Here is a 22,055-nt window from a genome sequence, read left to right on the forward strand (position 1 = left end):
GGCATGGGAAGACCTGCAGGTTGGGTAACGGCGGTGACGGGCCGCCCGGCGATGCGTTCGCCGGGTCGGCCGGGCGTGAACGAACATCGGGAGGTGCGGCGGCAGTTCTGGCGGCGGATCGCTGAGGGCCTGTCGAGCGATGAGGCCGCGGCGGCATGTGGTGTGTCGCAGCCGGTGGGCGGGCGCTGGTTTCGTCAGGGTGGCGGCATGCCGCCTTTGTCACTGACCCCGATGTCGGGCCGGTATTTGTCCTTCGCCGAACGTGAGGAGATTGCGCTGCTCAGAGCGCAGGGCAAGGGGGTGCGGGAGATCGCTCGGGCGGTGGGACGTGACCCGTCAACGATCTCGCGGGAGTTGCGCCGCAACGCCGCGTCTCGTGGCGGCAGTCTTGATTACCGTGCCGTGGCCGCTCAGTGGCATGCCGAACGTCGTGGCCGTCGCCCGAAACCCGCCAAGCTGGCTGCGGATCAGCGGTTGCGCGATTACGTGCAGGACCGACTCGCCGGCACCATCATCGACGGCGAGGGCCGGCCGATTCCGGGCCCGAACGTGCCGTGGAAGGGCCGTCGGCATGGGCGCCGCGCGGATCGGCGGTGGGGAACGGCCTGGAGCCCGGAGCAGATCAGCCGACGGTTGCGGGTGGACTTCCCGGATGATGAGTCGATGCGGATTTCGCACGAGGCGATCTACCAGTCGCTTTATATCCAGGGCCGCGGTGCGTTGCGCCGTGAGCTGACGGCATGCTTGCGCACCGGCCGGGCGTTACGAGTGCCGCAGGCCCGCACCCGCAACCGCGGCAAGCACTTCCTCAGCCCGGAAGTGATGATCAGCCAACGCCCGGCGGAGGCCGCCGACCGGGCGGTGCCTGGGCACTGGGAAGGCGACCTGATCATCGGACTTGAGCGGTCCGCGATCGGCACGCTGGTCGAACGCAGCACCCGGTTCACGATGCTGCTGCACCTGCCTCGGATGGAAGGACACGGCCAGCAACCTGTCGTGAAGAACGGTCCGCCACTGGCCGGGCACGGCGCCGAAGCGGTCCGCGACGCGATCGCGGAGCAGATCAGCACCTTGCCCGATCAGCTGCGCCGGTCACTGACCTGGGACCAAGGAGCTGAGATGGCCCAGCACGTCCAGCTGCGCCTGGACACGGGTCTGGACATCTACTTCTGCGATCCACACAGCCCCTGGCAGCGGGGCACGAACGAGAACACCAACGGGCTGCTACGCCAGTACTTCCCGAAAGGCACCGACCTATCACGACACAGCGTCACCGACCTCGACGCGATCGCCACAACACTCAACAGCCGGCCCCGCAAATCACTGGGCTGGCGAACGCCAGCAGAAGCCCTGGAAGAACACCTAAGATCGCTGCAACCAGCCGGTGTTGCGACGACTCCTTGAACTTAAGAACTACACGTCGTTTCGCTTCGCGGAACGCTTACAGGACAACGGGATCCTGCCCTCGATGGGCTCCGTCGGCGACTCCTACGACAACGCGCTGATGGAGAACTTCTGGTCAACACTGAAGATCGAACTCGTCTACCGCACGTCCTGGCGGACCCGCGACGAGGCCGAGAACGCGATCTTCGCCTACATCGACGGCTGGTACAACACCCGCCGCATCCAGAAAGAACTGGACGACCTCAGCCCCGACGAATACGAAACCGCCTGGCACCACCAACACACCAGCCAGACCGAGCCAGATAGCGTCACCCCTGCACCGACCGGCAGCAGGTAAACACCCCTCCATCAAAGCGGGGGAAGCTCACCGCGATGACCAGCCCCAACGCGTCCACGGCCAGGCCTCGCTTACGCCCCGACACCTTGTTCCCGGCGTCCTTGCCAGTCGTCGCGGCCGGGACGTGGTTGGCCGCCCTGATCGACTGGGTGTCCAACACGACCGCGCTCGGATCCTCGGCACGGCCGACCTTTTCCCTGGCCTGGCAGCGCAGCAGATCGTGGATCACCTGGTCGGTGCCGTCGTCACGCCACAGGGCGAAGTAGTAGTAGGTGGCCGACTTCGGCGGCAGGTCGTGCGGCAGGTACGCCCACTGGCAACCCGTCCGGTTCTGGTAGAAGATCGCGTTCACGATCTCCCGCAAGTCGTAGTCGCCTGGCTGGCCCGACACCGAGACCGCGACCCGCTTGGCCTTCCACGCCTGCAGAAACGGTCCAATCAGCTCCCACTGCTCGTCGGTGACATCACTGGGATACCGCTTTCGATCACCCATGACCGGGCTAACGCCCCATCCGCCTGACGGTCACGACCAGCCACATTCAACCAATCGACCTGTCGCCATACACAGCGAACCTGTCGGAAGGCCACCAACCAGACACAACGCATAGATCAAATCAAGTTACTGCGGACCGCCCTCTTAGGGATCAGGACTTGCACCGTTCGTCTTAACGGAAGGTTGAGGTTAGCGAGTCAGTCCCGCGTCTGCCGCCGGTTTCGCTGCGGGTCCGCATTCGTAGACGGCTGCGGCGAGTTTTTCTAGTTGTTGTCCGTTGTTGGGGGTGTGGTGTTGTAGGTCGGTGATCGCTTCGACCCATTGTTGTCTCTGGTCGAGGGTGAGGGTGTTGCGGTTGTTCTCGATGAATTGTGTGGCGTCGGTGAACCGTCCGGCGTTGATGTCGGCAAGGACGGTGAGGATGGAGCTGGAGATGTCGGTAGTGCCGGTGGCGGTGAGCATGGACGTCAGGTCGGCGGTGGTGAGCCCGTCGCCGGTGGGAGCGTCGAGTTGCTGGGCTTTGGTGAGGTGACCAACGAAGTCGAGGAGGATCTTTGGTCGGGTCTGTTCGTTGGTGACGTAGTCGAAGACAATATTGTCGTGCCCGGCGGCGGCGAATTGTAGTACGGGGGCGTACATGTTCAGGTGCGGCTGGTCGGGTACGCGTTCGTTGATCTGGATGACCTGTTCCAGGCCCTGCCTGAGTTGCTCGGGTGACCAGGTCGAGCGCAGGGCGGCCAGGGCGGTGCGGGCGGTGTCGGTGTCGGGTGCCCAGATCAGGTCGCCGAGCATGGTGTCGACGGGAGCGACGGCGGCGGCCGGTTGGGCTCGACGGGCCGCGTCGTTGAGGGTTGCGGTTGTCAGCGCAGCCCAGATGTCCTCGTCGCTGGTGTGAGCCCTCCACTGGTGACCGGTCTGCAGAGCGGCTAACCCGGAATCGGGTTGACGAGCGTGGCCTGCGGGGCCTGTTCGTTGCAGCGTCGGGTGCAGCACCACCGTGCCGTAGCGTTCTGCCACCTGCCGGAGTTCGCGGCCGGCAGCGCCGAGGGTGACCACCACCGGCGACTCGCCGCGCTGGGCGAACTGCTCCAACAGGTAGTTCACCACCCCGATGCTCGTCATGGATTCGACGCGGCCTCGCAGCGCGGCATCCATCACGATCACCGGGTGTGTGGCGCCGGCCGCGGCCTCGACTATCGCAGCGACCTCTCGCCGCGGTTCGCTCACCTCGTCGATGGCAACCACGTACGCGTTGGGATGTGACCTGACGCCGTCGATCAACCGCAGTGGGCGGCTCGCCGCGGCTACCCCCGCGCCGAGCGCACCGACCGCCGCGACGCTTTCCTGCGCAAGGCTCGACGGCTCCTGGCCGACGGCGGTGTCGTACTCATGTCGCACCCGCGCCGGGTCCGGCAGCCCCAACGCGGTCAACTGCGCCGGCGTCGGCGCCCGATCCCCGGTCAGGACGTTGCCGGCACCATCGGTCAACGCCACGCCCACCCCGTGGCGTGCCTGCACCAACGTCGGACCATGTTGGACAACCTTGGCAACCCGGCTGCCGGCGACCTGCGACGCAGCCGGAGCGGGCACGTACTCCCGCAGACCACCAGAGGAGAGCAACCGAACACGCCCGTCGGCGTGCACGACCGTGCGCGTGACCCGGACCTCGGTCAACTCGCCGGCACCCGCGTCGGGCGCCAACGGCTGCACCCACGCCTGACCACCCATGCCGAACACCCGCGGCGTGGCCGTCAACACCGCGAACAACCTCGCGGCGTAATCGTTCACCACCTCAAGCGTCGCACCACTACCACACTGCACCAGAACCACGGTCTTACCCACCGACAACGGATCAGCCTCGATCAACGCACCCAACTGCTCCTCGCTGACCCGGAACCCACCAACCACCGCCCCCAGCACCGAGCCGTGCACGAACACCGGATACTCATCCACCGCCGCCCGGAACGACACCGCCGCAGCAATATTCTCCTTCATATCGGCGTCAAGCAGCATCAACCCACCCGCGGGCAACCGCACCGCAACCGAACCCGGATCCTCATGCACACCCGGAACCACCGAAGAATCAACATCGAAATGGACCGGACGTCTACCTACGCTCTCGCCCTCACTATCACTGTTAGCAGTGCCCACGTCTTCACGATACGAATACCTCGTATCCCAGAAACCTGGAGCCCTGCGGAAGCTCCGGGTCCGCTGTGCCGGCGGTACCTCCCTCAAGGCGGGCGGTCGGGGCGGCAGATTCTGCACCTGCTCACGGCCGAACGCGAGAAGGTCAGGGATCGCCGCGTCGGGTAGGATCGTTTCAATCTCAAGCCCTCTGAGGGGCAGGAAGTAGTGACCAATGGTGGTTGAGCTGGGAGACCACGTCCAGGCATCCACCACCAGCGTGTTCGGATGCCCAACCGGTCCGACCACAACGAACACATGATCTAGCTGTCTTCTATGAGTAGCGAGAGTGATTGGCACGCCCGACAATTCCGGGTGGTTCCAGAGTAGGCTAGCCGCCAGCGTCCCAAACTCTCTGCATGCCCCGACACCAAAATAGTCGGCTAGGTAAGCAGTGCGAGCAACCCATGGTAGTACGTCAAACGAGTCAGGATCACGCTGATATTTCGGATTTCGGACGTACTGCTCCAGCCGATACCACGCCTGATCTTCGTACATGTCGCCGACGCGGTAGTTGTTGGCCGGGCCGGTCGGGATGCGTCGTCGCACCTCGGTGATGATCTTGCGGGCGAGGTCACGGGAAACGCGGCGCCAAGTGTCCTCGAACCTTTTACCATCGGCTACCTGTGCCGCCAAGTCCTGCATTGCCGTGGCAGCGGCCTCCAGCCTGCCGCTCGACCCGCCAAAAGATTGCGCCAGCCCTATCAAATGTCGACTTAGCCCGCCATTCCGCCACGTACTGTTCCGTTTTTCATGCAGTTTGCGGGATGCAGCGTCGGCTTTGCTGCGTAGGTCAACGCTAGCAGCCTGAGCCAGGCCTACCACGTCATGTCGAGTATTCTCGGCGCGACTTTGGAGCCAAATGTGTCGATCGTAGTCAGCTTGGCTCATGGTGTAGAAGTCGGCGGAGTGGAAGTGGCGGGTTTCCTGGAACAGGGCGATCGCTTGTAGAAGGCGCGTGTAGGAGTGCTCGGTAGCTAGCTGGCGCAGTGATGCCACCGCGTTGTCGACTGCGGTGCGCGCGTTCATGACATCGTGATACGCCTGGTTGAAGGGGATCCGCTGCCCCTCCTGCGACTGGATGTATGTGTCGGGGTAGGGGAATGACACGGCACGGATGGAGGGCGAGTATGCGGAGACGTCGTCGTGTGTTGCCAAGCCGAGTGCGCGCAGTGCCGCCGGTGCTGGGGCCTGTGCGCCCGTGAGGACGACACCAGCGTCGTTGGTCAGGGCCACACCTCGACCGCGGCGTGCCCGCGACAACGCTGGGCCGTACTGCAAGACCTGCGACATTCGCTTCCCGTTGCTCTGCACAGCCCCAGGTGCGGGCAGGTACTCACGCACACCGTCGAAGAACACGACGCCGCTTGCGGATAAGACACCGCCGGCAGATGAGACACCGCCACGGGAGAGCCGGATACGGCCGTCGACGTGCAGTTCAGTCCGCGTGACCAAGACCTCGCTCAACGCGTCAGCGTCCGCGTCACCCGGCAACGGTTCAACCCACGCCTGACCGCCCATGGCCAACACCCGCGGCGTGGTCACCGGCAGTACCGCGAACAATTTCGCGGCGTAATCGTCGACGACATCGACCGTCGCACCACCATCACACTGCACCAGGATCACGCTCTTACCCACCGAGCGGGGATCAGCGGCGATCAACGCGCCAAGTTGCTCCTGAGTGACCCGACGACCACCAACCATCGCCCCGAACGGCGAGCCATGCACGAACACCGCATACTCATCCGCCGCAGCTCGGAACGACTCCGCCGCGGCGATTAGCTCCTTCATATCCGCGTCAAGCAGCATCAACCCACCCGCGGGCAACCGCACCGCAACCGAACCCGGATCCTCATGCACCCCCGGCAGCGCCGGAACACCAACACCAGCAAGCGGTGGTCCTGCAGCCGAGATGCTGACGGTCACCGGGGTCAGGTGCAGTGCACTCGGGTGTCGGGGCAGGTCGGCGGCGTCGACACCGGTCGAGGTGCGACGCAGCAGCACCAGACCGTCAGGGTCTCGCAACACCATGGTGGACTCGGTGGCCTCGGCAGTGGTCGCGTCGATCCGAGCGGCTTGTCCGAGTGTCAGGTCCGCCAGCGCTCGCCACAGCCCCTTGATCCCGCCATCGACCCGTCGAGCTCGCCCGGCTGGCACCATTTCCCACACACTGTCGCGGTAGCGGGCCCGCACGATCGGCAACGGCAAACCCACCTCGGCACGCTCACCAGCCCACCGAAGCAGGTCAGGCATCGAACGACTCTGCACCGACGCACCATCGACGTCGAGTCCAGCCGTAACGTGTTCCGCGACGAGATGACTGGCCGGCAACACCAGGACGTAATCAGCGGTGTCCGCGTCAGCGGGCTGCCCGTTGGTACGCAACGGTAGAACAAACTCACTGCCGACACCGGCCAACGCCCGACCCGGAACGTAAACGGGCAGACGCGACACGGCCGCTCGATCAATCGCGGCATCCAAATCCAGCAAAGCAGCGCCCGACGGAACCGGAGCGTCCACCATCCGAGCGAGCACCCCCAACGGCTGCGCCAACACCGCCGCCGTGAGCACCGCCGACCCCACCACATCCGACGCGCTATGAACAAGATGCAAACCAGGCACCGGCTCCACACCCGACACCTGCGGCGACACCGCCCCCCGCTGCAGGCTCACCGACACACCCGAACGCACCCACGTGAAGAGAAACTCCACACACTCCAGGCCCACGACGCCCAACATCCGCCTCAACCATCGCCGACAACCCGGACCAGAGTGCCACCCACACCAGGCCTGTCAACTAAGTGGTCCGAGCCGGAAGTCCGTCGGGGGTTGACGGGTGACGGGTGACGGGTGCGGTCAGGGTCCGGGTGTGATAGTGCCGATGTGGATGTCGCGGACGAAGTCGAAGGCCTCGTCAAAGGACGTCTGATTCACGTATTTTGCGTGTGTTGTGGTTTTAGTCGTCTCGCCAGGTTGGGGTGGTTTCGGTGGTGAGGCGTTTGGCGAGGTTGTCGATCATGGCGAGGGTGATCATGCTGGCGGAGTTGTCGGGTCGGGTTTCGTAGTCGCGGACGAGTCGTCGGTGGTGCATGAGCCAGCCGATGGTGCGTTCGACGACCCATCGGCGTTTGACCACGCTGAAGCCTTTGACCTGTGGGTCTTTGGTGACGATTTCGACGTCGACGCCGAGGTGGGCGCCGTGTTCGACGACGCGGTTCTTGAATCCGGCGTCGACCCAGGTCTTGGTCAGGGTGGGGTAGGTGGTGGTGGCCCGGTCGAGTAGGTCGGTGCCGATGGTGTTGTCGCTGGCGCTGGCGGCGGTGACGATGACGGCGAGGAGCAGGCCGAGGGTGTCGGTGATGATGCCGCGTTTGCGGCCGACGATCTTCTTGCCGGCGTCGGTGCCCTGTGTGGCCAGTGGGACGTTGGTGGAGGTCTTTACGCTTTGGCTGTCCATGATGGATGCGGTGGGTGTGATGGTGCGGCCGTGGTGGTCGCGTACGAGGCCGGTGAGCTGGTAGTTCAGGTCGGTGAAGATGCCTTCCTTGCTTCAGGCGGCGAAGTAGCCGTAGACCGTCGGGTGGGGTGGGAAGTCGTGGGGCAGGTAGCGCCAGGCGATGCCGGTGCGGTTGACGTACAGGATGGTGTTGAAGATCTCGCGCAGGTCGTGGGTGGGGGTGCGTCCGCTGACGCCGGCGTCGGTGCGGGCTTGTCGCCAGGCGGTGAGGCGGGGTGCGATCAGGGCCCATCGGGCGTCGGACAGGTCGGACGGATAGGGTCGCCGTGCGGTCATGACTCAGGCGTACGGCGCGAGGACGCGGGCGTGACGGACTTCATGTCCGTCGATGTCGGGGTGAAAGTGAATCAGACACGATCGCGGGGCGGAACGCTCTGATTCCGGTCAGGGCCCAATCGGCCGGGATGCGTCCTTTCCCGGTCAGGTCGGGCGCCTTGCGCCATCGAGGCCCGAGACGCAAATCGGCCGCTACTCGCGCGAAGATGAAGCAAACGTCCAGTAAGAGCGTGTTTGGAATGTGGGCCGGTCGACTGTGTCGCACAGTGGACCCGTCGCTGGACGCAGCTCGGTCGGTAGGCAGGCATGGATCGAGTGCGGCGCTACCCGTCTGACCCGATGCCAGTGGGGGAGCATCGAGCCGATGCTGCCTTCTCCGAGTGCGTGGGCAGATCGGGGAAGTATCCATCGTTGTGCATCCGCGTCGCTGGGCCGTGGAACGGAGCCTGGCCCGGCTCACCGCCCACCGTCGCCTGGACCGCGCCTACGGGACCTAACTAACAGCGTCGCCCGGCGACCAACTGGCTGGCGGACGCACACATCGCACCAACAACGCACCCCGTTTACCCCCCCGAAAACCCCGCCAAATCATTGACGAAGAGTGACAAGAGGCGATGAGCGCCTTGCTGTGTCTTTGCAGCCCAACGACCATCTTCGGCAAGCAATGACAAGCTTGTTCTGGTTACTGTTGGTAACAAGGGGTCGTCGGTTCGAATCCGGCCGTCCCGACCGATTGACCTGGGGAGATGAAGATCTTCTCAGGTTGCGGCGGTAACATCCGGTAACGGATGATCTTTGTTGGCGGTAACGGCGTGGCTGGTTTGCCGTTGACGTGCCTGTTGCACAACGCTCTGAGCTGCCGCTTCATTCGCGTCCTGGATGGAGCGGCATTCTCGATCTTGATTGCGCGTCAAGTGTTGCGTGCCCGCGCGATGTCGGTTCGCCCCGTGCGGCGTGCTTCTTGGGCGGGCGGTGGGAGCCAGCACGACAACGACCAGGGGCCCGCTCACTCGAGCGGGCCCCCTGGTCGTTGGTAGATCAGAACAGCTTGTTGAAGCCTCCCCAGCCGACGCCGATCCTGGTGCCGCCGGAGGGGTTGGTGAAGAGCGTGGAGCCGTTTCCGCTGCCGTAGTAGACGTGCAGGTCGCCGTTGGCCTTGATGCCGAGCAGGTCGTTCTTCCCGTCGTCGTTCATGTCGCCGGGGGAGAACAGTGCGTTGGTGTAGACCTTCCAGCCCGTGCCGGCGGCGGTTCCGTTGTAGTTGCCGCAGATGGCGAGGAACGGGATCCGGTTGTCGGGATAGTCCATCCACCAGTTTGCCATCCAGCCGGTTTGGCCGTTGGAGCTGATGCCGTAGACCCAGTACGGGTTGCCGCTGACGACCTGGCCGGTGCGTTGGCAGATCGGGGTGAACATGGAGCCGGTGTTCAGGGTGTCGATCGGGGTGGAGCAGTTGGTGGTGCTCGGGGATGCCTCACATGTGGCGTTGGTGGAGGCGACGGTGATTCCGTCGGTCCAGACGGTGTAGGTGCCGCTGGTCGGTGCGGTGCAGTTCGGCACGTCTGGCAGTTGGTTCTCGCTGTAGTCGGCGTAATAGGCCGAGATCCAGCCCGTCTTGCCGCGTGGTGTCGTCACCTTCACCCAGTAGGGGTTCCCGCCGACGTACTCGCCCTGGCGGGTGCAGATCGGCGTGAACTGCTCGGTGGTGGCGAGGTTGTCGATGACGGTGGGGCACTTGGCGATGGTCGGCGCGGGGTCGCAGGTGGTGCTCGGTTGACGGATGTTGACTCTGGCCTGCCAGACCTTGTACTTGGCGCCGCCGATGCTGGCGAATCCGGCCTTTCCGTTGCCGCGGAACAGCGTCAGTTCGCCGGTGGACTTGCGGGCGATCAGGTCGGGTGCGCCGTCGCCGTCCCAGTCTCCGGGGGCCACCACGAGGTTGTACTGGTTCCAGCCGGTGGCTGCCACCTGGTTGCCGTCCGCGTCCCAGCTGGTCACCGGTTCGGCGTTGGGGTAGAAGCTGCCGGCACCCATGCCGCTGTGGTAGACGAGGTCGCCGTCGGCTTCGACGACCACGAGGTCGTTCCAACCGTCGCCGTCCCAGTCACCAGGCCGGACGACGTGTAGCCAGCCCGACCGGTTGCTGTCGATCTTCAGTGAGCACTGGACGCCGTCGAGGAAGTTTCCGGCACCGTCACCGATGTAGAGGCAGATGTCACCGGCGGTGGTGCGGCCGATGACGTCGCCGTGGCGGTCGGCGTTGACGTCGCTCCGGCTCTCGTGGACATCGGGAGATGTGGCGAAGAAGCTGAAGTCGCTGTCCAACGACACCGAGGGGTTGACACCATCCCAGGTGCGGACACTGACCACGCCGGGCCCGCTGCGGGTCGGAGTCATGGTGATGGTCGCCGTGCCACCGGGAGCGTTCGCGGCGATGTACCGGGTCGGGGCGTCGTTGTCGATGCCGACGTAGAAACCGACGATGTCCTTGTTGCCCTTGGCGTTGATGGTGAACTGGCCCGGCGTGCCGGCGGGCTTGGTGCTCGGCGGGTTGCCTGGGTCGTTGTAGTTCGGATACTCCACCGACGTGATGTCGACGTCGGCGATGGGCATCGTCCGGTCGACAGTGAACTTGCACGTCGTCGAATAACCGGAGAACGCCCCGTCGCTGTCCTTGGTGCGGACCTTCCAGTTGTACGTCGCCCCATCGGTCAGGTCGGTCTTCGCCAGCAGGGTGCTGGCCAGGTTCCCGGTGGAAACCGTGACGTTCCGGATCGTGGTGGCGGCCCCGGTGGGCCAGTAGGAGAATTCGGCGGTCACGTTTCCACCGTCGGCGTCACTCGGCAGCCGGTCTTGTCGAAGACGAGAGTGGTGTCGACCGGTACCCAGGCGCCGTCGCGCTTGAGCCGGACCGGGCGGGCTCGCTACTCAAGGGTGAAGGTCCCCTGGGGATTGGCGAAGACCTGCCGGGTCTCGGTCGTCAGGCCGTCGACCTCGATCCGCGCGCCAGTCGCGCAGGCTGCGGCGAGCGCTTCTGGCTCGGTCGCGTACCACGACGTGTCGCCAGCGGGCGCTGCGGCGCGCCTGTCAGTGGCGCGTGCGGGCGGGGCTGCCGAGGCCGGCGCAACTCCGGCCGTGGCCAGGACCGATGCGGTGGCGGCGAGTGTGGCTAGAAATCTGGACAGCGTGCGGTGACGCGACATGGATCCTTGCCGTGAGCCCGGCCGGTGTCGTCGGTGCCCCGGGCGGCGAGGCAGGAGTCAACCAAAGTCACCGTCACCGCACAAGGAGTTGTCGGTGAACAACTGACCGGTCAAACAGGACAACAGCCAGTACGTCAGCCGATCTCGCCGTGTGAGATTTCTGGTCCTTGTCTGCGCCCTAAACGATCTCTACGGTATCCGACGGTCAGATCATCATCGATGTTCGTTCGTCAACGGGGGAGGCTTTCGTGGCCCGAGGTCCGTCCACGCCATCCGCGCGCAGGCGCGGCAGGCGGTCGTTAGCAGGCAGGCGACTGAGACACATCGCCGGTCTGCTGAGCCTGGTCATGGTGACCAGCGTGCTCACACCGGTTCAAGCGCAGGCATCCCGGGGCGTCGATCTGCCGGCGTTGCAGACGGAGCGGTCGGTTGCCGGCCGCGCAAAGCCGACCGAGCCCCAAACCGCCATGCTCAGACGAGTTTCGAGCGGCAGTCTGCCGAAGCCGCAGTGGCCGGCGGCGTCGTCCACCACCGTGGATCTGCGTGCCCAGAGCGCGGGGTCGCGGGTGCAGGCCGGAAACGCCCCGGTCCGGGTCGGTCCCGCCGCTGCGGCCACCCAGCGGGGCAGTTCCGGCACGAGCACACCGGCAAGTGTCCAGGTCGACGTCCGAGACCGCGCGAGCGCCGATCGGGCGGGAGTGCGAGGTCTGCTCCTCAGCGTCGGCAGTGCTGACGGCATGGCCGGACGCGTGTCGGTCGAGGTCAACTACGGCGCGTTCCGCACCGCGTACGGCGCGGACTACGCCTCCCGGCTGCGTCTCGTTCAGCTTCCGGCCTGCGCGCTCACCACCCCGGATCGCGCGGCGTGCCAGCAATCGACGGTGCTGCCGACCCGCAACAACGGAGCGGCCTCGACCCTGGTCGCCGAGGTGAACGTCGCTCGCGCGGCGACGGTACTCGCGGCCACCGCGGCGGCGTCCGGCTCCGGCGGAAGTTACGGAGCAACCAGCCTCAGCGCCACGGGCTCCTGGTCCGCCGGCGGCTCGGCGGGTGACTTCTCGTGGTCGTACCCGATGGATCTGCCGGCCTCGCTCGGCGGCCCGACGCCCTCGATCGGGTTGGGCTACTCGTCGAGCAGCGTCGACGGTCGGATGGTCTCGACCAACAACCAGGCCACCTGGGTGGGCGACGGCTGGGACTACTGGCCCGGCTACGTCGAGCGCCGGTACAAGTCCTGCGCCGACGACGTGGGTTCCGGAGCGCTGAACACCGAGAAGACCGGCGACCTGTGCTGGGCCTCGAACAACGTCACGTTGTCGTTGAACGGACGGACCACCGAGTTGGTTCGGGACGACGACACGGGCGTCTGGCGGACGGCCGAGGACGACGGCTCGCGGATCGAGTCGTTGACGGGCGCCAGCAACGGTGACAACAACGGTGAGTACTGGCGGGTGACGACGACCGACGGCACCCAGTACTACTTCGGCCGCAACCGGTTGCCGAACTGGTCCAGCAACGCGCCGGAGACGAAGTCGACGTGGACCGTCCCGGTCTTCGGCAACAACTCCGGTGAGCCGTGCCACGCCAGTACGTTCGACGCCGCGTGGTGTCAGCAGGGTTGGCGATGGAACCTCGACCACGTCGTAGATCCGCACGACAATTCCATGGCGTACTACTACAAGACGGAAAGCAACTACTACGGCCGCAACATCAAGACCAATGGCGTGCAGTACGAGCGCGGCGGCTACCTCGACCGGATCGAGTATGGCCAGCGCAACGGCCAGGAGTACGCCAAGCCCGCACCGGCGAAGATCGTCTTCGGTGTCGACGAGCGGTGTCTGCCGAACGCGAGTTTCGATTGCGCCGAGGCGAAGTTCAACGTCGACAACGGCAGTCACTGGCCCGATGTGCCGGCCGACCAGAACTGCAACGCTGGCGAGGCCTGCACCGACCGCTTCTCGCCCACCTTCTGGACCCGCAAGCGGCTGACGTCCATCACCACCCAGATCCGGGTCGGCAGCTCGTACAGCGACGTCGACACCTGGACGCTCAGTCACGAGTTCCCGGACACCGCCGATGGTACGACGCCTTCCCTGTGGCTCGCGTCGATCACCCGTACCGGCAAGGTCGGTGGCAGCAAGAGCATGCCGGCGGTGCAGTTCACCGGCCAGACCATGCCCAACCGGGTCGATGGCCTTGAGGGTGTGCCGGCGATCACCCGGCAGCGCATGGTGAGGATCGACACCGAGACCGGGTCGACCATCGGTATCGGCTACCTGCCTCGGGAGTGCACCCGATTCGAGCCGATCGTCCTGCCGGCGCCGAACGAGACGAACACCAAGCGCTGTTATCCGGTCTACTGGCAGCCGGAGGGCGAGACCAAGCCAGTGCTGGACTGGTTCCACAAGTACGTGGTGAACCAGGTCGTCGAGCAGGACCGCAAGGGCGGTCAGCTGCCCAAGGAGACCAACTACCAGTTCTCCGGTCCGGCCTGGGGCTACGACGACAGCGAATTCACCAAGGCCGATCAGCGCACGTGGGGTCAGTGGCACGGCTACGCCAAGGTGCAGACGCGGGTTGGCAAGGCACCGGACCCGATCTCGCTGACCGAGACGCGCTACTTCCAGGGTCTGCACGGCGACAAGACGTCGACCGGCACCCGGGACGCGCAGGTCGTCGACTCGGAGGGCGGTGAGATCAACGACCTACCCGAGTTCCAGGGCATGATCCGGGAAGCGCTGTACTACTCCGCCGACGGAGGTGTCCTCGAATCCGCGACGTTGAGCACTCCGTGGCGTAGCGCGGCCACCGCCACCCGGGCGCGCAGCGGCACCAGCTCCCTGAAGTCGTACGTCACCCAGACGACGAAGGTGCAGTCCCGGTCGAAGATGGCCGACGGGTCGTGGCGGCGTACCGAGGTGCAGAACAGCTTCGACGAGTACGGAATCCCGACGCAGACCAACGACCTGGGCGACGTCACTCGGAGCGACGACAACAGTTGCACCCGGCACGAGTACGCGCGCAACACCAGTGACTGGCTGCTGTCCAAGGTGAAGCGGACCGAGAAGGTGGCGGTGGCGTGCACGACCACTCCGTCTCGGCCGGCCGACGTGGTGTCCGAGACCCGGATGTACTACGACGGCTCCACCACCTTCGGTCAGGCCCCGACGAAGGGTGATGTCACCCAGGTCGAGGAGCTGATGGAGTGGCCGTCGGGCGGCCCGCGTTACAAGGTGACCGCGCGATCGGCCTTCGACGCGTACGGTCGCGTGACCGAGGCGTACGACGTCTACGGCAACAAGACGACGACGGTGTTCACGCCTGCCGCCGACGCACTGGTCACCCAGATCGACACCATCAACCCCAAGTTGCACACGTCCACGTCCTACGTGCAACCCGCGTGGGGACTGCCCACTGCCGAGGTCGATGCCAACGGTGCTCGTACCGATCTGGCGTACGACCCGTTGGGGCGGTTGGAGAAGGTCTGGCTGCCAGGCCGTGACAAGAGCGCGAACCTCGACACTCCGAACAGCAGGTTCTCCTACCAGGTCACTCAATCGGCGCCGGTCGTCGTCACGACCGAGACGCTGAAGGAAGACGGCTCGTACCGGGTCGGGTACGAGATCTACGACGGCATGCTGCGGCTGCGCCAGACCCAGCAGCCAGCTGCCGGTGGTGGCCGGATCCTCACCGATGTCTTCTACGACAACCGCGGTCTCGCGTTCAAGAAGCGGGCGGCCTATTACAACGACTCACCGCCGTCGGCTCAACTCCTCGACGATGTCGGCGACAACCTGGTACCGAGTCAGATGCGGTACTACTTCGATGGAATGGGCCGCCCGACCAACGAGGTCTTCGAAAGCTTCGGCGTCGAGAAGTGGCGGACGGTGACCACCTACGGTGGTGACCGGATCAATGTGACCCCGCCGTCCGGTGGAACCGCCACGACCTCCATCACCGACGGGCAGGGCCGTCAGACCGAGCTGCGCCAGTACCACGGCACGACGGCGACGGGCGCCTATGACGCGACCACCTACGCGTACGACCGGTTCGGTCGGCTCAGCAAGGTCAAGGACCCGACCGGTAACGAGTGGACCTACGTCTACGACCTGCGGGGCCGGCAGATCAAGGCCAGCGACCCGGACAAGGGCGACACCACCAGCACCTACGACGACGGTGACCGCCTGACCTCGACCACCGACGCCCGGCTGGAGCGGCTCTCGTACACGTACGACGAGCTGGGCCGTCCGAAGACCCTGCGGCAGGGCGCCGACCCCGGAACCCTTGCGGCGCAATGGGACTACGACACCCTGAAGCTGGGGCTGCCAACCTCCTCGACCCGATACGTGGGGTCCAACGCCTACAAGACCGAGGTCACCGGCTACAACGCCCGTTACCAGCCGGAGGGGACCAAGTACACCATCCCTGCCAGCGAAGGTGCCCTCGCCGGCACGTACAGCTTCGGGGCGTCGTACACCCCGAATGTCGGCCTGCTGAAGACCAACACGTACCCGTCCGGTGGTGGTCTCCCCGCGGAGACCGTCAGCTACGGGTACGACGGCCTGGACATGCCGGTCAGCGTCACTGGTCTGAGCAAGTACCTGCAGACCACCCAGTACTCGCGGTACGGCGAGCCGCTGCGGCACACGCTGGGTGCGGTCGGCAAGGAGGTCTACCTCAGCTACTCCTACGAGGAGGGCACCCGACGGCTCGCCAAGACCGTCACCGACCGTTCGATCGCGCCGACGCGGCTGGATGACATCGAGTACAAGTACGACTCGATCGGCAACATCACCAAGATCAAGGGCGTCGAGCAGAGTACGTCTACCGACACCCAGTGTTTCGGCTATGACTACCTGCGGCGCATGACTGAGGCGTGGACGGCGACCGCCGACTGTGCGGCGAAGACGCCGTCGGCAGCCACGGTGGGCGGGCCGAGCCCGTACTGGCACTCGTACACGTTCTTTGACGGAACCAGCAACCGGAAGAGCGAGGTCCAGCACGACACGTCGGGCAACTCGGCGAACAACGTCACCTCGACGTACGCCTACCCGGCGGCGGGCGCTGCTCAGCCTTACACGCTGCGCAACGTCACCACCGTGGGTCCGGCCAGCGGTGGCCTGCCGGGCGGTCAGCGCCTGGATCAGTACGAGTACGACCAGGCGGGTAACACCATCAGCCGCAAGATCGGTGGTACGACTCAGGACCTGACGTGGGACGCCGAGGGACATTTGTCCAAGGTCACCGAGGGTACGAAGGTCACCGAGTTTCTGTACGACGCCAGCGGTAGCCGGCTGATCCGGCGGGACCCGAGCACCGTCACCCTGTATCTCGGTTCTACCGAGGTGACGTTGACCAAGGCCACGTCGGCGGTTACCGGGACCCGTTACTACCAGGGTGTTGGTGCGGTGCGTACTCCGTCGAACAAGGTGAGCTTTCTGCTCGGTGATCACCATGGCACCGCGCAGCAGAGCATCGATGCGACCACTCAGGCGTCGACGCGCCGGAAGTTCACGCCGTACGGGCAGGCTCGCGGTACCCAGCCGTCGGTGTGGCCGGGGCAGAAGGGCTTCGTTGGGGGCACGATCGATTCGTCGACCGGGCTGACGCACCTGGGTGCGCGGGAGTATGACGCGGCTACGGGTCGGTTCGTCTCGGTAGATCCGGTTGTCGATTTCAGTGATCCGCAGCAGATGCAGGGTTACGCGTATGCGAACAATTCGCCGGTGAGCTTCTCCGACGCGTCAGGTCTGCGGTTCTGCGCCGATGACAACTGCACCGGCAATGGCGGCGGGGTCGCGGGTACGGGACCGCCGCCCACGCCGACCAAGACCACGACGCCGTCCAACGGGTCCAAGACGCCGACGGGGCCGAGCGCCGAGGAGGTCCGCAAGGCCAAGACGGTCTCGGAGAAGAAGATCCTGGACGTCGTCATCGAGGCTGGTGGGCAGATCCTGCTCGAGGTCCTCGGGATCAACGACATCCGTGACTGTGTGATGAAGGGCGACATCGGCGCCTGCGCGATGGCCGTTGCCGGTGCGCTGCCATGGGGCAAGATCCTCAAGGCCAAGAAGATCGGCCAGGCGATGTTGCGGGCCGGTAAGGCCGTGATGACCTGGTTCGACGAGATGAAGGTGGCCCGACGGGTCCTCGCGGAGGCCGACGAGGCGGCGGCGCTGTTCGCCAAACAGGCGGACGAGGCAGCCGCGGCGGCAGCTAAACAGGCCGACGACGCGGCGGCGACAGCGGCGAAACAGGGCGACGACGTCGCAGAAACGGCGACCGACTGCGCCAAGAACAGCTTCACCCCGGACACCCAGGTGGTGATGGGTGACGGCTCCACCAAGCCGATCGAAGAGGTGCAGCTCGGCGAGGAGGTCCTCGCCAGCGACCCGGAGAGCGGCCTGACCGAGGCCCGTCCGGTCGTGGGGCTCATCGTCGGGGAGGGCCAGAAGAACCTCGTCGACGTCACGGTCGACACCGACGGTACCAAGGGCGACGCGTCCGGTTCGGTGATCGCCACCGACGGCCACCCGTTCTGGGTGGCTGACCTCAAGGAATGGGTCAAGGCCGCTGACCTGAAGCCGGGTCAGTGGCTGCGTACCTCGGCCGGCACGCTGGTGCAGGTCGAGGCTGTACGACCTTTCACTCAGCAACGCCGAGTCCACAACCTCACCGTCGACGGCATCCACACGTACCATGTACTCGCAAGAGCGACGCCGGTACTCGTACACAACTGCAATCTAAGAAAGGTTGCAGCTGATCACCGGGTCAAAGCGAATGGCGGACTCGGCGTCAAGGCGGACAAGAACATCGCCGCGGCGCGCGTGCAAGTCGACGGGTCGAACAATATTATGATTGCGACAAGCGGAAAGCATGTCAATCCGGGTGAGGTCGGAATGCCTGCCACGCGACAATTCAATCCGGGCTCAAGGCCCTTCGACTCCGAGACGCACATCTTCGAAACGCTCGCTTAGAAGCTGAAGCCTGAATCGAGTGGAACTGTGGATCTGTACTCAGAACGCATCGTATGCGACAGTTGCAAAAGCCTCATTGGCCAGTTCGAGTCAATGTTTCCGAATGTAAGAGTCAACATTTCTACGGGAGTGGGCTAGTGTTTTCGATTTCCGAAATCGCCGCCAACGTCGGGAAGGTGGAGTCGGATCTCGTCGTCGGGATAAGTGACGATGAAATCGATCAGCTGCGGATCTCGTGGAACTTTCAGCAACTGCCGAGGACTTACATCGACTTTCTGCGACTGATGGGACGCGCTGCTGGAAAAATATTACAGGGCACCGACGCGTTCTTTCCAGTGATCCTTGATATGCAGCGCGCTTCGGGTAGGTTCTTCGAGGATAATCTCGGAGGAATGCAGTTGCCGCCCGGCGCATTTGTGTTCGCTATGCACCAGGGTTATCAAGTCTATTGGATGGAATCAACTAACCTGTCCGATCCCGCCGTGGTTCTATATATGGAGCAGGAGCCCTCGCCGATGGCTCGCTGGCAATCATTAACAGAGTTCTTCAATGCGGAATACTCGGCAGCCTACACGTCATAATAATTGAGCGGTCCTGAAGGAGTCGGATGTCTCGATAAGGTCCGCTTGGTTCTACATTTGAATCAGGATGCTGTGTGACTTGGGGTCCAACGGTAGGCAAGTAAGGGTGGGTCGGCCCTACTTGCCTGCCGGACACTAGTATTCGAAGCGGTCAGAACGGATATCCTGCTCGCGTACTAGCCTCGGAGACCAACGACTGAACCTTGACGGCCAGCGAAGGGGGAACCTTCGGCCGGAGCAAAGCGTCAGAGCTCAGCAAGTCGGGTATCTATATGACGACGCTTTCAGTAAGAAGGCCCTACCTGCGAGCCGCGATCGCGGACTTGGCCAGGGGTCCGCTCGTCGCGCCCGGTCCAGCCTTCGCTCAGGGGGTCTGACATCTACTCCGGCGTGACCACCTCGCAGGTTGCCGCGCTAACGGCCGTGACCAGAAAAACCTTGTCGACGTCACGGTCGACACCGATGGCGCCAAGGGTGAGGCGTCTGGTTCGGTGATCGCCACCGACGGCCACCCGTTCTGGGTCGCCGACCTCAAGGAATGGGTCAAGGCCGCCGACCTGAAGCCGGGTCAGTGGCTGCGTACCTCAGCCGGCACGCTGGTGCAGGTCGAGGCCATACGACCCTTCACCCAACAACGCCGAGTCCACAACCTCACCGTCGACGGCATCCACACGTACTATGTGGTGGCCGCCAGCACGCCGGTCCTCGTACATAACTGTGCCAGCTATGGCGAGTTGGACGAACTGGGTAGAGCAACCGGCGTTGAGGCGACGCTCACAAAGGAATCCAACGGCGGGCGTACCGCTCCGAAGGTCGACCCGGCTGGCTGGAAGAGCGGCCAACGCTACAACAGGGCTCATCTGCTGGGGGCCCAGTTGGGTGGATCCAATACGAACCCGCGGAATTTTGTAACGATGCACCAGTATGCCAACACCCCGATTATGCGTGGCATCGAAAATAATGTTCGGCGAGCGGTAGAGGGGGGGCCAAACTGTGAAATACCGAGTTACTCCGAACTATCAAGGAAGTAACCTGCTTCCCGCAAGCGTAACAATTGAGCCGCAGGGTTCTGGTGGCTTCAATCTATTCGTCTCCGTTTTGAATAGGGCGAAACCGTGATCGACGTTATGAAAAGACACTTACTTGAAGCGGTTCCAGTTGGTGTGCATGCTAAAAGATCGCAGGATTGGAATAGCTTCTTCAGTAAGACTGGAATGGTGCTACCCGAGGACTACGTCTGGCTTGTGGGGTCCTACGGCTGTGGGCGGTTCGATGAGTACTTGTACCTTCTTGAGCCTGGCTGTCCGAACGTTAATTACGAATTGATGGCAGCAGTTAAGGAGCGACGAGAAGCTTTCGATTGGCTTTGGCAAGAGGGAGAACCTAAGCCGCCGGAGCTCCAAGTCGAGGGTAGCGAATTCATCCCCTGGGCCAGCACTGATAATGGTGAGTTCCTATACTGGCGCAGCCTGCCCGGCTTGCAGCCGTCCGAATGGACCGTCTTGATAAGCGAGGCAAGAGGAGAGCAGTGGGAGCATTACCAGATGGGATGTGTTGAATTTCTGGCCAAGGCTCTGACGCGAGAGATAACATCGGAAATCCTCTCGCCCGAATTCCCGCTGGCAACGCATCTCTTCGAGCCGATTGAGAGTCTCGCCTGACTCTCCGAGCGGTCTCGCCTGCTCCGTCGGTGGTGCCACCCGCTTCTGTTGGGTGGGGCGCCACATCGAGTAGTGCTCAAGCAACGTCAGGAAACATGTACGAGGCGTCGGCAGCGGCCTCAGTCAAGACCGGAGTTCGTCCGAACTGGCTGGCATGGGAGGCACTTGACGATCCGCGGTAACGACCCCGGTAACGGAGGCGATCCCGATAGGCGGATGAGGCGGTGAGCCACGGCATGTAGTGGCACTTCAGTGCGTCGCTTTTATCCGTTTCTAACGACGTTTCAGCCTATCCTGGCATAGCGTGACAGAATCGTGGTAAGACTTGGGGGTCAAGGGGTCGTCGGTTCGAATCCGGCCGTCCCGACCGATTGGCCTGGGGAGATGAAGATCTTCTCGGATTGCGGCGGTAGCATCCGGTAACGGATGATCTTTGTTGGCGGTGACGGCGTGGCTGGTTTGCCGTTGACGTGCCTGTTGCACAACGCTCTGAGCTGCCGCTTCATTCGCGTCCTGGATGGAGCGGCATTCTCGCTTTTGATTGCGTGTCAAGTGGTGCGTGCCCGCGCGATGCGTCTCTCATGCCGAGCGATTCCGAGGCTTTGGCGGTCAAATAATTGCGTTCGATGTTCCGACCTCGTACGTGGACCAGATTCGTTCAGTGGCGATCAGTCAACGTTGCCCATCTGGTATGAGTAGGCGGCAATGGAACATCTTTTCAAGAGGGCGTCCTCAGATTGGCGACCCGAGTAAGGGGCCGGACCTGTATGGGCTTCCGTCGGAGATGCTCCCTGGACTCCTGGATGCCATAATCCCAGGGTCGGGCAGAGTGTTGTGACCGACCTCAAGAGGCACTTGCGGGTGGGGGGCGCATGAAAGAGAACTCTGACGAGGAGTTGGCTCGACTGTGGGCTCGTTCCGTGAGCCCGCCGGCGGGGCGGTTAGCAATGTTCTATGTGGAGGTTGGGCATTGGGAAGAAGTCGAAGGCTTCGCCCGCCGTGTTCGAACACTGACCGATGCTGGGGTTGAAACTTCCCGAAGTGCAGACTTCGAAATGGATCAACTTCCGGAGAGCGCTCTGCCGGATTGGGCTAGAGATACTGATGTGTCCGGTGTGCGTCGCGATGCTCACCTTCGATACTCGCTTCATCGCGGCGAGGAGAGCTGGACTGCGCAAGACCTGTTGTTCTCGTTCGACCCAAAGCAGAGATGTTGGAAATGGTGGGATGTGACTCGCCTTGCCGGGGATCTACTCCAAGTCTGGGTGGACTCTCAAGGGGAACCGGTGTTCGCCTGCGATGAGTTGAGGTGGATTCTTTATCTTAGCCTCGGCCCTTCGTTAAGGGCTGCGCGGCGGCGGTCCCGGGGACGCGAAAGTGCCTTCTGATCTGGAACGATGTGACTTGTCTAGGGTCTCA

At 64.0% G+C, this 22,055-nt stretch carries 9 protein-coding genes and 3 pseudogenes; 8 read left to right on the plus strand and 4 right to left on the minus strand.

The features are described from left to right. Positions 1-3: 3 nt before the first annotated feature. Positions 4-1,404 carry an IS30 family transposase gene (locus tag ACGFH9_RS27560; RefSeq protein WP_393224771.1) on the plus strand — a complete coding sequence of 467 codons (1,401 nt, stop codon included), beginning with the start codon at positions 4-6 and terminating at the stop codon, positions 1,402-1,404. Continuing rightward, entirely contained in the window at positions 1,385-1,741 is a 357-nt protein-coding gene (locus ACGFH9_RS27565; RefSeq protein ID WP_393224774.1) for a transposase, read from the plus strand. Before ACGFH9_RS27560 ends, ACGFH9_RS27565 begins: the two co-directional genes overlap by 20 nt. Before the next feature lie 28 nt (positions 1,742-1,769). Here ACGFH9_RS27565 and ACGFH9_RS27570 read toward each other — a convergent pair. The 4 genes and pseudogenes from ACGFH9_RS27570 to ACGFH9_RS27585 form a co-directional block, all read right to left on the minus strand. Continuing rightward, positions 1,770-2,234: pseudogene (locus ACGFH9_RS27570) on the minus strand (transposase); the annotation flags it as partial. A gap of 189 nt (positions 2,235-2,423) precedes the next feature. Continuing rightward, positions 2,424-7,160, minus strand: a complete 4,737-nt coding sequence (locus tag ACGFH9_RS27575) for a hypothetical protein (RefSeq protein ID WP_393224777.1) — start codon at positions 7,158-7,160, stop codon at positions 2,424-2,426. Positions 7,161-7,377: 217 nt separating this feature from the next. Continuing rightward, a pseudogene (locus tag ACGFH9_RS27580) lies at positions 7,378-8,214 on the minus strand (IS5 family transposase). A 1,038-nt stretch (positions 8,215-9,252) separates the two neighbouring features. Then, the gene (locus tag ACGFH9_RS27585; RefSeq protein ID WP_393224779.1) at positions 9,253-11,034 is read right to left on the minus strand and encodes an FG-GAP repeat domain-containing protein; all 1,782 of its coding nucleotides are present in this window, start codon (positions 11,032-11,034) and stop codon (positions 9,253-9,255) included. Positions 11,035-11,884: 850 nt separating this feature from the next. On the opposite strand from ACGFH9_RS27585, the gene ACGFH9_RS27590 reads away from it, so the two are divergent. From ACGFH9_RS27590 to ACGFH9_RS27615, 6 genes and pseudogenes are all read left to right on the plus strand, one after another. Further along, a complete protein-coding gene (locus tag ACGFH9_RS27590; RefSeq protein ID WP_393224782.1) occupies positions 11,885-18,394 on the plus strand; it encodes a polymorphic toxin-type HINT domain-containing protein in 6,510 nt (2,169 codons plus the stop codon). 3 nt (positions 18,395-18,397) lie between these two features. Beyond that, complete coding sequence (locus ACGFH9_RS27595) at positions 18,398-18,532, plus strand: deaminase domain-containing protein (protein ID WP_393224808.1); 135 nt, start codon at positions 18,398-18,400, stop codon at positions 18,530-18,532. Next, complete coding sequence (locus ACGFH9_RS27600; RefSeq protein WP_393224785.1) at positions 18,532-18,975, plus strand: SMI1/KNR4 family protein; 444 nt, start codon at positions 18,532-18,534, stop codon at positions 18,973-18,975. The genes ACGFH9_RS27595 and ACGFH9_RS27600 overlap by 1 nt, the downstream gene beginning before the upstream one ends. A gap of 479 nt (positions 18,976-19,454) precedes the next feature. Continuing rightward, positions 19,455-19,631: pseudogene (locus ACGFH9_RS27605) on the plus strand (hypothetical protein); the annotation flags it as partial. Between the two features lie 27 nt (positions 19,632-19,658). Then, positions 19,659-20,006, plus strand: coding sequence for a DNA/RNA non-specific endonuclease (locus ACGFH9_RS27610; RefSeq protein WP_393224811.1), 348 nt, complete (start codon positions 19,659-19,661; stop codon positions 20,004-20,006). An 84-nt stretch (positions 20,007-20,090) separates the two neighbouring features. Then, positions 20,091-20,636 carry a hypothetical protein gene (locus ACGFH9_RS27615; protein ID WP_393224788.1) on the plus strand — a complete coding sequence of 182 codons (546 nt, stop codon included), beginning with the start codon at positions 20,091-20,093 and terminating at the stop codon, positions 20,634-20,636. The last annotated feature ends 1,419 nt before the right edge of the window (positions 20,637-22,055 follow it).

This window comes from Micromonospora sp. NPDC049102, from assembly GCF_043197485.1.
Lineage (GTDB): Bacteria > Actinomycetota > Actinomycetes > Mycobacteriales > Micromonosporaceae > Micromonospora.

Excerpts from the sequence above, each read along its gene's own strand:
- ACGFH9_RS27560 (WP_393224771.1), top strand. The coding sequence starts at position 4 with ATGGGAAGACCTGCAGGTTGGGTAACGGCGGTGACGGGCCGCCCGGCG.
- ACGFH9_RS27575 (WP_393224777.1), bottom strand. The coding sequence starts at position 7,160 with ATGTTGGGCGTCGTGGGCCTGGAGTGTGTGGAGTTTCTCTTCACGTGG.
- ACGFH9_RS27590 (WP_393224782.1), top strand. The coding sequence starts at position 11,885 with ATGCTCAGACGAGTTTCGAGCGGCAGTCTGCCGAAGCCGCAGTGGCCG.